Source organism: Buttiauxella sp. S19-1 (assembly GCF_022134725.1).
Taxonomy (GTDB): Bacteria; Pseudomonadota; Gammaproteobacteria; order Enterobacterales; family Enterobacteriaceae; genus Buttiauxella; species Buttiauxella ferragutiae.
Genome location: NZ_JAHWLU010000127.1, coordinates 1 through 13345 on the forward strand (window position 1 = coordinate 1; position 13345 = coordinate 13345).

Consider the following 13345-nt stretch of genomic DNA (forward strand, 5'->3'; position numbering starts at 1 on the left):
AACAATGAAACTAAAACGTCCACTCAAAATTCTCCAATACTTCTTCTTTTATATTTAGAGTCTTTATGTTTGAAAATTTAAAGAAACTTTGTGATGTTGCTCTTCTAAAAGCCAAAAACTGTACCTTTACCGGTGAAATAAATGCCTGGGTTTTCATCTGGTATCCTGAGGATCATCATCTGGGGCATGCAGCCATGCTGATTGGCGACTTAGACGACAACAGCCCTTATATCAGTTGGTGGCCAGGGAAAACCAAATCCAAACTTTCCTCCTACGTAAAAAAAACACCAGCCTATAGGGAAGGTTCTTTCAATAACTCAACGCATAAGTTTGAATTTTTCACCAGTGATTATAAGAGTGATGTTCATGATGAAGCTGATTGCCCGCATGTTATTTATGGGCTGAGAGATTTAAATACTTATAACATGTTGAAAGAATGGCATAAAATAAAGAGCAGTGCCATTCCGTCTTTTTCTCCGCTGTCAAAAAACTGCGCCACTGTTGTCAGTCGGGTTCTCAAGGCTGGGTTAAAAGGGTCACCTTTATACCATAAGGCATTTGGGTTATTTGGTGGCGAACAGTATATCTGGACACCCAAAAGGATCGCTGTGGCGTGCAATACGTTACGTGATAAAAATTATGCATTAAAAATTAATATACCAGGCCGGAATAGTGATCATTCCTTTGTAAAGACGCTCATCCGGTTAAGATAATAAAAAGCAACTTCCGACATACGTATAAAGAAGTTGCCAGTGTTTTCAATAATCTACAAACAGTAAAATTAAAAGATAGAATCATTTCTCTTTCAGGAGAAGATAGCGGCTATTTAATGCCTCGATCCGTTGCTCTATTTTCTTCATCACCGCCGGGTCACGTTTCTCGGGACCCGTTTGCTGTACTTCCCACAACAATGTTTCCGCCGCAGCGCCATTACTTTGTAAATCCTGCCTGATTTGATAAACCGCCGTTTTTAACTCCGACACCGTCATATATTTGCTCTGAGTCTTCTCGGCATTTAATAAGCGGGCATCCAGTTCATCCAGATGTTTGTTCGCTTTAATATAGCCATCCAGAGCTGGAATACTGCCTGCTTTCTCTTTCAACGCTGTTAGCCATTGCGCACTCACCTCATTATTCGGGAAATGCTGCTGTAATAAGTCAGATAAACGTTCACCCCGCCCCACTAATGCATCTGCGGGTTGGGTGCTGAGCCAGTTAAGCGTTGCACCTGCCTGCTGCAAAATAGCCTGCTTTTGTTGCTGAATTTTCTCCGGCGGCACGTCATGCCATACAGACTCAGCCTGAATGCCGCCTTGCTCTAATTGCGCCACCGATGCGACGAGCTTTTCACTTAAACTCGGGGTTTGAAGAGTGTACCAACCTGCCGCAACCACCAGACTCAATCCCAGACCCGCCGCCATTCCTCCCAGCGCCCACAGTAACGGGCGTTGAGCCGGTACCGCCAGCGCCATTTCCGGCATCAATATTGGTTCTGGCAACGGTTCCGGTTTTACTATCGGCAGTTTTACTGTCGGCGGCTTTACTGCACTCACCGTAGAGGGCGTTTTCGCCACCACTTTCTGCACCGGATAAGGGACAGAGCGGCAACGAACCTGTAAAAAATAGTGCAGATTTTTTAGCGAATCATGGCTGCGTGATTGCAGATTTTTCGAGTATTCGTACAGTACACCAATGCTTCTTTCCACCGAGCGCATTTCACCGTTGTTTTCCGGGCCATACTTCAGGGTGTAAATGTGCGTCGCGACATTGGCACAAAACCAGTCAATCAAAGATTGCCGCGCCTGCACAGCAGCCACCGGTGGCCAGCAGCGCACATTGTTATGGGTAAAAGCTGTGGTGAGAAGATCCAGTCCCTCGGCTAATCCTGCCCAGCTTTTCAGCTGCATATTGATGAGGCAAAACCACACGCCGTTTTGCAAGTCGTAGCCGTAATCCCGAAAGAGCTGGAAGCACTTATCCTCCAGCATTTTCCAGTCTGTGGCGCCAGAAAGCGCACCATTGAGGTGGCTAAGTTCACTGCTGAGTAACAAAAATGCTTTGCTGAGCCGTGGATCATGGCTATTAATTTTTAATGCCCTGAGATTTACCATCGATTTCATACTGTTCCTTAGCGCTTTACGCCTGAGCTTTGGCCGCCGCGCGTTTTGACAGAGGCTGTTTTGCTAACGTGAGTTGCCCTCTGGCAACGCTAAGCTGTAAACGAACGTCGGCTTTTTCTTCGCTTGCCAGCAGTCGGTCAGTCAACAATGGCAGCAGCTCGCTATTAAGTACGGCGTCGATTTCCCGCGCTCCGCTTTGTGCTACCTGACAACGGCTGGCGACAAACTCCACCACTTTCTCGTTGTAAGTCAGTACGCAATCCCCTTCCCCGGCATGAGCAAAGCGTTCACACACTTTGTTAATCTTCAGACGGATGATTTTCGCCAGCGTTTCACCCACAACAGGCAGATAAGGGATCAAACGCAAGCGGCCCATTAGCGCCGGGCGGAAGAAACGGTCAAATTCAGGGCGGATCAGCCTGGTCAGGTTTTTGTTATCCGCATCACCGGCCAGGCAGGCCTCCATCACCAAATCGCTTGCCAGGTTGCTGGTCAGAATAATCAGCGTGTTGCGAAAGTTAATCTGCTGGCCTTCGGCATCGTCCATGACCCCTTTATCGAACACCTGATAGAAGATTTCCATAACGTCCGGATGCGCTTTTTCGACTTCATCCAGTAACACCACACTGTACGGACGACGGCGCACCGCCTCAGTCAACACCCCGCCCTGACCGTAGCCGACATAGCCCGGAGGCGAACCTTTCAGGCCGGAAACCGAATGGGCTTCCTGGTATTCCGACATATTGATGGTAATCAGGCTCTGCTCGCCGCCATAGAGTAGTTCCGCGAGCGCGAGCGCCGTTTCCGTTTTACCGACCCCCGATGGACCCGCCAGCATGAAAACACCGGTCGGTTTGGCCGGGTCACTCAGGTTGGCGCGCCCGATACGGATCTGTTGGGCGATTTCTGCCAGCGCATGTGGCTGGCCGATAACCCGCGCTTCGAGGCGCGCCACCAAATCACCGAGCTGTTGTTGCTCCTTTTCCATCATTCTGCCCAGCGGAATACCCGTCCACCCGGCAATGACGTCTGCCACACAGGTGGCATCCACGCAGTCATAGACCAGCGCCTGATCTTTATGAAGCTCGGCTAATTGCCCGCGTAATACGGCGATTTGCGCACTGTCTTCGGTGCCATTGATTTGCGCCACCAGCTCCTGTTGCTGTTGCCATACCGGCTGCAACTGGCTCAGGCTCAGGCTTATCTCTTTCTCGCGCTTATCCAGCCATTCCAGGCGTGGGGATTTGCCCCCCTCTTTTTGCAGGCTTTCGCGCTCGGCAATCAGGTTGTTCAGTAAGGCATTAAGATCTTCAATCTCTTTAGGGGCATGGCATTGAGAAACCGCGACGCGGGCGCAGGCGGTGTCCAGCAGGCTGATTGATTTATCCGGCAACTGGCGACCTGAGATATAACGGCCGGAAAGCCGCACAGCCGCAACCAGCGCGCTTTCCAGAATTTGCACGTTATGGTGTTTACCGAGCGCAGGTTTAAGTGAACGCAGCATCGCGATGGCGGTTTCTTCATCCGGCTCGGCAACTTTGACCACCTGAAAACGGCGAGCCAGAGCGGCATCTTTCTCGAAGTATTTTTTATATTCCGCCCAGGTTGTTGCCGCAACCACGCGCATTTCGCCACGCGCCAGTGCCGGTTTGAGCAAGTTAGCTGCATCATTTTGCCCCGCCTGGCCGCCTGCACCAATCAGGGTATGCGCTTCATCGATAAATAAAATCACCGGAGATGGGTACTCTTTCACCTCGCGTAACAGGGTTTGCAGACGTTGCTCAAATTCCCCTTTTACGCTGGCACCGGCCTGGAGTAACCCCATATCCAGCGAGAGGATTTCCATATTTTTTAGCGCATCAGGCACGGTGCCTTCGATGATGCGTTGCGCCAGCCCTTCCACTAAAGCCGTTTTGCCTACACCTGGTTCCCCGGTCAAAACAGGGTTGTTCTGGCGACGACGCAGGAGCACATCAATAATCTGGCGAATTTCCGACTCACGGCCCAAAGCCGGATCCAGCGTGCTGTTTCGCGCCTGTTCAGTCAGGTTGCGCGTAAATTTTTTCAGCGCGGAATCTATATTGTGGTCGGCGTGGGCTGCCGCCGCAGCACGAGACGAAGCACAAGCTTCGTGCAGAAACTGTTCTGCCTTTTCGCTATTGCATAACAGCGCTTGCTGTAGCACTGGCGCAAAGTGCGCCTGGCTGCGTTTGGCATCCACGAACAAGCATCCCATCAGCGCCTGCACCGACAGTTGTGTTTGTTGCCAGCAGACACTGGCATGCAGCCAGGACATTTCCAGATGCTCGACCAAAGATTCAGACAGCACCGGGCTACGCGTATTGCCGCTGCGTTGCTGGTTCAGGCTAACTTGCAGCGCCTCAAGTAACACATCCCCTTGCAGGCCTGCAATCAGGCATAACTGCTCAATCATGGCGGGCTTACGGGTTATCAACACCAGCAGTAAATGCTCAACCTCAACTTCATGGTGGGTACGGCTCACCGCCAGGCTTATCGCGGCATCGAGGCAACCGCGCGCTTCAGTACTCAGTCTTTCCACAACTTTTTTCAGGTAGCTACCCATTGTCTGATTCCATTCACTATTTTTTAAAAATGACCCCAGGCGCTCACTGGCATTGAGCAATGCGGGCGGGCAATTGAGAGAAATGATTATTTGGCACCGCTGAGCGCTGCTGCGCTTTTTTGTCCTGCAACTCAAGTTGTGCATCGGCATTGTCGTTTAGTGACTGGTTGAGCGCCTGCCATTGCTGCCAGGTTTCCCGAACCTTGTCTTGCGGCCCCGTCTGGTAGCGCACCAGAACTTCTTTGATGCCCATGGCGTCGAGTTGCGCAGCATCTTCAGGGAAGTCGCTGGCAAGATAGCGATGCTGTCCGTCGGACATGTCTTCAAGGAAGTCAGTCCAGGCCGAATCGCCAAAGTACTCGTACGTCAGGTCAAAACCAGGGAAGTTCACCACCAGCGTGATGCGGCTACAGTGGCCAGGACGCCAGCGGAAAGGTGCCTGTTCGCTGAAGTTCATGCTGCTGAGAGTCCAGCGTTGTTCATCACAAAACAGCGTCACACGCGTGCCGGTTGGCATCAGACGTGCGCCACCAGGAATGGTCGCAGGCTGGCTTTTTAGCGTGATCTCGATGGATTTTGCTTCCAGCGCCGCTATCTGAGTTTCAAGTTTGCTCTGCTGTTCTTTCAGGGATGCCAGCACATCATCATTGCGCGTGCTGTCACGTTCTGGCATGGCCAGCACATCATCCGGGCGCAGAACGTGGTTAACCATCCGCAAAAACTCGGGCGTCAGGCCGGTTGTCAGGCCATCAAACTGCCCCGCCGCTGGCCCGTTGTCCCCCACTACAAGAACACTTTTTGCTGGCCCGCGAATAAAATCAGCGAGGTATTGCCCGCTCAATTCTTGCTGTTCTTTGTAATCCAGACGTGCGGCATTTTTTTCCATCGGCCACAGCACCCGACTTTGCCATTGATCCTGAAGCCAACAGCCCGATCGCTGCATGGCATGCGCCACCAGCCAGTGAGCATCGGTTTTATATAAAGCCCAGACGGCATTGAGCGCGAAGTCATCTTGTTCTGCGGAAACACTTTTGCGCAGCGTGGCAAAGCGGGTGTCCAGTTGCTGCAAAGGATTAGCCGCAGCATCTTCCCCACTCAGAAATAAACCACGGGTGAGTCGCTCACTTTTTACTGGCGTGACAAACGCATCAGAAACGGCAGCGCGCAGGCTCCCTTTCCAGGCCAGCCAATTTTTAATATTGAGGTCGCTCACCGCGCTATTTAGCGTTTTGTTGTCCAGCTTGATAATACTCGCCACTTTCTGTAAGAACGCTTTTTCCAGGCGGCCGGCGGTGTTCATCACTGAGCCGTTTAGCGGAGTCTGTTGCAGTTTTTCTAGCTGACGCAGTTCCCGCAGCCAGCGGCTGGCATCCTGGCCGGGAATATCGGCAAGTTGTTCCGTGGCATAGTGGGCAAATGCCATTGACGGGCTATTGCCCTGGTCGATTGACACCAGGGTAGATTGCCACTGAGCCCCATTTAGCACCGGTGCGGGCTGGTTGCTCATCGCCAGTATCAGGGTCATCCATTGGTTCTGGCGCAGTGTGTTCCAGTTTTGTTCAAAGGCTGCCAGTACCGGCATGTTGACATTTTTACCCGCCGCTTGCCGGACTGTATCCAGCCAGTGCTGGATTTGCACCGATCCTTGTACCGTCCACAGGCCATCGAGCTGCACATTGTTTTGTGCCCAGGGCAGGAAATCTACCAGGTTAACCGGCGTCAGTGCCTGGGAAGGGGCTATCAGCCATGTCCAGGAAGTATCACTGTTGACCAGTTGCCCCAACAGTTTGCGTAATGAATTCAGTTGTTCCGCGCCGGCGGGTTGCTGTAATAACTCACGCTGTAGCGCGATGTCATAGGCCAGAGGTAACGAAGAGTCCGCACCGGTCAGGCTCAACAACGGAGACACGGGAGGGTGTTTTTCCAGTTCGGCAAGTGACTGCCCATCGAGCATTGCCTGTTTGGTCATAATGGCGCTGGCCAGGTTCAGGACTAACTCGCGTTTCCCCTGCGGCAGTGCTTCAGCAAACAATTGCTGATAGCGTTGTTCAGCCGCCTGCATGTTGACCGTGCTGCGCGGAGTGGCCGCCAGAATCGTTTCTTCCAGCTGGTGGTGCCGCTGATTAAGCAACGGCACGAATAGCAGATGCTGCAACGGTGATTCGTTCCAGCTCTCAATACCTTTAAGTTGCTGAACCTGCTGCTCAGGCGTCATATCCTGAAGGTTCCCGGCCCCCAGGCCGTAGCTGCTCGCTCCACTCCAGGCCAGGTAGAGCGACGCCAGCACACTAAAGGTCGTGACTCCCCAGCGTTGAAAATAACGGCGGCTAAACCCGATCGGCGCGATTTCCCGCTGGCGGCTAAGCGTTGGCAGCAAGTGGCTGATCAGATTATGGGTAAATAGCGCTTTGCGTGCGGCGCTATTTTTACTTACCTGTTCGGTGGCGCTGAACCAAATCCCACCTAATTGTGCAGGTTCGAAGTAAGCGTCGGGTTCACATAATGCCGCCAGATAACGCTGCAAAGCAGGCTGCAACTGCATCAGTTGTTCCGGGAAATCCAGCAATGCGAGAGTGTCATTATCGGGATCACCGCCAGACAACATGCTGACCCGGACTTTATCCAGCCCGTCTTTCACGCAGGTAAAGAGCGGGTCAAGCAAAGCGGGGTCTTTACCATCAACAACCGGCGAAGTCAGCCAGTAATAGCCCAACGCCTGCTGACGCTGAGCAGGTGAAAGTTTGCTTGCCCACTGGCTAAAACCAGCGATTTGATCGCAACAGGTGACAAAAAGGTAGACCGGCAAACGGCGCTTAAGTTTTTTAATCAATGGCTCGATTTGCGTTCGAACAAGACGGGCATTGAGATGTAAATCTGCCGCCTCTTTTCCCCGTAAATCCGCGATGGAAACGCACACCACAATGCCCGCCGGAGAAGGTACGCGTTGACACCAGTTAACCAGATTGAGCCAGCCGCGTTCAAAAGCAGGCGTTTTACTGAGGAAATGGCTCGAAAGGTCAAGGAAACCGGAGGAGTGGAAAAACCACCAGCGCAGGGTGCGCGTAGGCACCACCAGTGCACTTTCAGGCTCGTTTGAAAAAAGGGGCAGACCAGCACTCGCCATCAGCGTGGTTTTACCGCTGCGTTTACCCGTTAAGATAAACCAGGGTAGGTGCTGTTTACGCCTTTTGATGCGTTTAATCACCGACTCACCCGCTTTCCAGTGTTCAAACAGAACATGTTCCATTCGGGTCAGCGTTAAGCGCTGTTTCAAATAAAGAACATATTTGCTCTGAGAGATCCCGCGCAGCGAAAACCAGATTAAACGAACCACTAAAACAGCAATAATTAATGCAAACCACAGAATAACCGCAGCGGTAAAAGAGCGTTCACTAATCACCGCAATGCACAAACAAAAAACAAATAGCAAGCACAGCAATATTGCCCATGCAAAAAATTCAATCAGTTTTTTAAACATTTTATTACCCGGTAAAAAAACCTGAACCAATAGCTAACATAAGGGCATAGATAAATAACGGTAATGACAACAGCAACCCTTTACGTTGCCGCAATTTTTTACGCGTTTGTTGGTTTCCGCTAAGGGTTCCTGAGCCAGGTTCAACCAGGTTTGCCTCGTTTGGCCACTGTCGCCAGGCTTCGGGTAAGCACTCTCTTTCACTATCAATACGTTGTTGTAATAACTGGGCATCGTGTTGGGTATATTTCCCGTGAAAGCCCATCAATAAACAAAACAGAAACACCATTCTTAATGGCGTATTGGTTTTATCGAGGGTATCAAGGCGGGTGAAAAACTCTTCGCCACCAACAGAAATATTGAAGTAATGCTTTTGCAGTAATGCTGCGCGCCACTCCTTAACCCAGGAAATGGTCGAACATAACACCCGTTCATCTAAATAAAGCACCACCGCAAAATAAGCATCTTCACATTCTTGTTGTTCATGGTGCAATTCAGATTCACATAATGCTTGCTCTAATAACTCTATGCACTGACTGCGAAAAACCGCGTAATCCTCATGTAATTGAGGTTGAGTCAATAACGTGGTCACCAGACGGAATAAAGGTAAATAACAATTCAATAAACTCATCATGATGGCACCACAAAAATAATTTGAACCTGCAAATCGTCCGGCATATCAGGCCAGTAACAGGAAATACCTTTTCCTTTGATAACCTTGCTCCACAGGTCGCTATCCTGTTCGATAACAAAATAGTGAGAGTCACTACGGTTCGGCACGCCTCGCGGAGGTTGGCGGCAGGCACTCACCGGAATCCCCGGCAAAGCATGCTGGATTAACATTTCGATCATTTGCGGCGGTGCCAGCTTGATACCGCCCTGGTTTTTTATCTGGCGGTTTTCCATCGGGATGCTGGCAGAACGCAGCAATAACAGCGCCGTTTCGCTTTGTTTAAACTCGAGGCTTTTGAACTCACCGCTGAAAACGCCCTGAGAATCTTTCTCAAGCGTGACATACGTATTGTCCTCAAGAATCAGGCTGTTCAGCAGGGAAATCAATGTCCTGCGTGCACTTTCAAAGCAATCCAGCAACCTATTATGGTTATAATCCAGCAGCTTGCTTTCGCTGTCTCGCCACTGCCCGTCAAAAGAACAACTGTCGCTAAAGGACGAAAGCTCGCCAATCAGCAGGCAGAGCAGGTTGTAAACCGTCCAGGGGTGAACCTGCCGTGCCTGGCAATAGTTTTTCAGCATCGGCAAGACACGATTAAGAGAGCGCATCGCCAGCAGCTGCGTCACCTGGTCGCCACGTTCAGCATCGTTCACCAGACGTTCGGAACGTTTATATTCCTCCAGTTTTCTGGCTCTGGCGCTCAGCTCAAAATAGATGGCTTCGATAAGTTTCTCTAGGCTTTGGGAGCCAAAGAGCGTCACCGATGGCGGGGAAAACGCCTCATCTAACGTGACCCGGTCATTGAGATAACGTAAGCGAGTTAATGGAATGCATTCGCAATCTACGGCATCGGCTTTTTCAGCATCTGATAGCAGGCGCACGTTGTAACACAAGCGCGCGACTGTGGCGTCTGGCGCATGATCGTAGACATCTTTCATCACCCGATCTTCCCCGGTATTAACCCAACGGGTGACCGCACGATCGTGCTCTTTTCCCAGCGTCGTGACGTTGCTGTGCTGCGGATCAAAACGACGCAATGCCAGCCATATGGGCAGCGTCTGGTCGCGTTGCTTCCAGATATCACGGAAGTTTCGTTTTTCAATTTGGCAGTTTCCTGGCATCGATAAGAATGTCCCGCCAGGCATGATAAAGCGGATGTGATCGACACTGACCACATAATCGTCCAGCGCCGCTTTATTGATTTCGACTTCAATCAACCCATGATTATAAGGTTGCGCGAGCTGTAAGCGCTGGGCAAGCTGCCACTCATGGTGCAAATCAAGCGATTGAAAATGCTGCGGTTGAAGATATAACCCGGAGTGCCAGTAAATTTGTTGTTGTTCGCTGTACATTACCCTTTTTCCTCGACGGCAACGGGCGCGGTGTTCTGGGCGATGTTTTCCGTCTCATTGGGTTCGCCGGCACTGACAATACTTTCACTGCCCAGCGTGACGGAAAATGTGACGGGTGAAAGTGCCGATTGCCACACGGGCGACCACCAGCCGGTGCTGTGCGTGCTGACCGGGATTTCTGCCGTAAACATGTGTTGTTTAGTCGGGAACGGGTAATACCCGGCAACCAGCGCCAGGTTGCGCGTATTCTGTGCACGATCAATATGCAGAATATTGCTTTGTCCAGGCATCACGACATAGCGATCAAGCTGTAATACATCCCCTTCGTTGCCCGCTCCGGCAAACAGGCTTTTAAGCAGCGTTGGATTATTCAATAGCTTATCCAGCGCCGGTTTATCTTTGGTCTGTAACAGCAAAACCGTACAACTGTTCGGCAGCTCATTGACGCTGTTTAGCCCCGGCTCTGCACGCAGGTTCAGGGTAATGGCACCGCTGGCAAACGGAGCAGATACCTTGTCAATAGACTGCTGACGCGCTTCCTGGTCGCCCGTGCTACACCCCGCAAGCATAAGCATGCTGAGTAACAGACCCACGAAGCTGATTTGACCTTTCATTCTGTTTCTTGCCCTTTTAGTACTTTGTTGATGTCGCGCATACAGCTCTTGTCTTCCAGCATTTCATCAAGCCATTCGGTCAGTGTCATCCCCGCCCAACGCGCCGCACGCTCCATCAAAAAAGGGACCGGGCTGGAGGGTTCTGTCTGACGGAAAAAATGCGCAATTGTCAGCATTTGGCTGATGGCTAAATCTCGCGACATCTCCTGCTTTTGCGTCCTGCCAGCAAACATGGCGGATTCAGCAGATAAATCGGCTTCTTGTGGCGCTAATACATTGAGCGACATGATGTCGTCATAAGCGGGTGCCGCACGGTCAAACAGCCGTTTCATAAAGTCCTGCATCTCGGCAATGACGCTACGCGTTTGCCCCAGCGCAGATGAATCTGCCTGCGGGTTGACCTCGTCGTAGGTCGCTTCCAGGTGATTGAGCATTTCGATGAGCTGCTCAAGTGTTTCGCTCTGCGTTACAATTTTTTGTGGTACAAGCGAGAGTGCCCAACGATTAAATGTCTCCATCGAGAAGTCACTGTCTGAATCAGTACGGCTGCGGGCCATGGTGGATTGATGTTCCTGAAGGAGCACTTTTTGCCAGTGGTCCAGCGAGCTTTCTGGCTGCCCGAGTAACGGATAACTGTTCAACATCAGCGCCAGTTGGCGATCCAGACGATTCAGAATGCTGTGGCGAATAACCGCACCGTCTTCATCCAGCTCAGGCCAGGCGGTTTGCCAATAGCGTTCGAGAAACGCTGCCAGAAACTGCGTTCCCTCCAGTAAACCCGCCAGGCCGTTTTGCTGAGTTAAACCCTCAACAAACCAGCAGGCGACCTGGAGATCTTTACTCTCCTTTTTCAAGACTTCGCGGCTCAGACGGATAACTTTGAGCCAGTCGGCCTTGCGTAATTCGGTTGCCCATTCACCCTGTGGTAAATAATCAGGATCGCTTTCGCGCGCCTGGCGAATATCGTCATAAATTTGTTGATATTCAACGTTGCGACCAGCGGGTTGCTCTTCACCAATCGGCACCAACAGTTCATCAAAATTTGTTTTCATTGCATCACACTCTAAGAAATCAAAACTGTTGGGCAGCCAACAACGATAGTGCCGCCGTGAGCCGTGCTGTCTCCCATCCGTGCGGCTGGCTTGCCACCAATCAGCACTTTGGTGCTGCCTTTAACCACTGAATCAGGAGGCCCGACGCACACTGCCATTGAACCGACTGTTGCGGCAGGAACCCCGCCAATCAGCACCGTCGGAGAGCCCGGCGTGGTGATTGGCCCACCGACGTGGGGGATGGGCGGCAAACCGGGGGTGACCATCGGGCAAACGTGCATGTCACCGACTCGTGCAGCGGGCTGGCCCATTAATGACCCCCTTGCACGGTGTGCCATTGGGCAAGCAGGTTTTGTGTACCGATAAGCGGGGCGTTATCTGCCGCCAGCAGGACACTCAACTGTTTCAGCGCGCAGTGCAGCATCAACGGGGCTAAATGTGCTTCGGGATAAACAGCCTCAAATTCGTCGGGTGTCATGCTGCCCTGCATCCAGAACAGCGCCAGCCCTGCCGCACCGACTGGGGTATCAAAACCGAGGTTTTCCGCCTGCAGGAAAATATCCCGACGCAGCCCTTCATCGTGGGTTTTCAGCCACTGATTGATGTCGGCCACACACTGGAGAGCCGATGGATTTAATGGCAACTGTGTGACTTGTTGCACCACCCAGCCGAGCACTTTTTCTGGCGTTTTATCAAGTACCAGGCTGGCAAGCGCATCTTCCCATTGGCCGGAAACCATCAGATTGAGTGCATTTTCATAGCCACTGTCAGCACTGCGATAACCGGCAAAAGCTTCTGGAGTCATTAATTTTTCTTTCATCATCATCGCCTTAACCAATCATGGTCACGCCACCCTTAATTTGCGTCATACCGCTGCCTTTAACTGTCACCATCGCGCCTTTCAGCTCTGCGGTTCCGCTGCCTTCAACCTTGATAGTGGTCGCGCTCAATGTGATGCCAGAAGGGGTGATAGATATCTTGCTGCTGCCCACTTTAAGTTCGATGCTTTGCGTCGATTCAATCACGCAGGCTTTATCGGCTTTCACCTTGCTGCCACCGCCGCTGATATCCATCTGATGTTCGCCACCACTGAGGCTTGCTTTTAAATTACCTTTGATATCAAGCGCGTAATCGCCACTTTTCAGCGTGGTATTGTGGTTGCCTTTTTCCAGCATCAGCGCACGATCGCCCTGTTTCAGGGTTAACGTTTCATTGCCTTTGGTAATTTCAGTTGCACGGCCTTCGCCGATGGTTTCGGTGACTTGTTTGGTGATTTCAGTGATGACGTTATTTTTCACCGTCAACAGCAGATCTTTTTGTGAGGTAATCACCAGGCGTTCTTCGCCTTTTTTATCGTCGAATCGCAGTTGATGGCTCTCTTCAACGCTGCCATCAAGCGAACTACGGGAAACGAATCCGCTGTGATTTTTTTCATCAGGCAGCGTCAGTGGCGGTTTGTTTTGCCCGTTAAATAC

11 protein-coding genes are annotated in these 13345 nt (G+C 51.4%); 1 reads left to right on the forward strand and 10 read right to left on the reverse strand.

Features of this window, described 5'->3' with window-relative positions:
- Positions 1–65: 65 nt before the first annotated feature.
- Entirely contained in the window at positions 66–713 is a 648-nt protein-coding gene (locus MES37_RS20655) for a hypothetical protein (protein WP_121813830.1), read from the forward strand.
- A gap of 81 nt (positions 714–794) precedes the next feature.
- Here MES37_RS20655 and MES37_RS20660 read toward each other — a convergent pair whose 3' ends face one another.
- The 10 genes from MES37_RS20660 to MES37_RS20705 form a co-directional block, all read right to left on the reverse strand.
- Positions 795–2120 carry a VasL domain-containing protein gene (locus MES37_RS20660; RefSeq protein ID WP_237932559.1) on the reverse strand — a complete coding sequence of 442 codons (1326 nt, stop codon included), beginning with the start codon at positions 2118–2120 and terminating at the stop codon, positions 795–797.
- Between the two features lie 16 nt (positions 2121–2136).
- Positions 2137–4704: a type VI secretion system ATPase TssH gene (tssH, locus tag MES37_RS20665; RefSeq protein WP_237932560.1), complete on the reverse strand. Its 2568-nt coding sequence runs from the start codon at positions 4702–4704 to the stop codon at positions 2137–2139.
- A gap of 43 nt (positions 4705–4747) precedes the next feature.
- Positions 4748–8182, reverse strand: coding sequence for a type VI secretion system protein (locus MES37_RS20670; RefSeq protein ID WP_237932562.1), 3435 nt, complete (start codon positions 8180–8182; stop codon positions 4748–4750).
- 4 nt (positions 8183–8186) lie between these two features.
- Positions 8187–8813, reverse strand: coding sequence for a DotU family type IV/VI secretion system protein (locus tag MES37_RS20675; RefSeq protein WP_237932563.1), 627 nt, complete (start codon positions 8811–8813; stop codon positions 8187–8189).
- Entirely contained in the window at positions 8810–10204 is a 1395-nt protein-coding gene (gene tssK, locus MES37_RS20680) for a type VI secretion system baseplate subunit TssK (protein ID WP_232886759.1), read from the reverse strand. Before tssK ends, MES37_RS20675 begins: the two co-directional genes overlap by 4 nt.
- The gene (locus MES37_RS20685) at positions 10204–10818 is read right to left on the reverse strand and encodes a type VI secretion lipoprotein TssJ (RefSeq protein ID WP_064545471.1); all 615 of its coding nucleotides are present in this window, start codon (positions 10816–10818) and stop codon (positions 10204–10206) included. The genes tssK and MES37_RS20685 overlap by 1 nt, the downstream gene beginning before the upstream one ends.
- The gene (tssA, locus tag MES37_RS20690) at positions 10815–11870 is read right to left on the reverse strand and encodes a type VI secretion system protein TssA (protein ID WP_064545469.1); all 1056 of its coding nucleotides are present in this window, start codon (positions 11868–11870) and stop codon (positions 10815–10817) included. Before tssA ends, MES37_RS20685 begins: the two co-directional genes overlap by 4 nt.
- 11 nt (positions 11871–11881) lie before the next feature.
- On the reverse strand, positions 11882–12181 hold the full coding sequence (locus MES37_RS20695; RefSeq protein ID WP_064545467.1) for a PAAR domain-containing protein: 300 nt from the start codon (positions 12179–12181) through the stop codon (positions 11882–11884).
- Positions 12181–12690 (reverse strand): DUF6931 family protein, encoded by a 510-nt coding sequence (locus tag MES37_RS20700; RefSeq protein ID WP_237932564.1) that lies wholly within the window; start codon positions 12688–12690, stop codon positions 12181–12183. Before MES37_RS20700 ends, MES37_RS20695 begins: the two co-directional genes overlap by 1 nt.
- Before the next feature lie 10 nt (positions 12691–12700).
- Positions 12701–13345 (reverse strand): bacteriophage T4 gp5 trimerisation domain-containing protein (locus MES37_RS20705; RefSeq protein WP_443107749.1); only part of this gene is annotated, 645 nt, incomplete at its 5' end.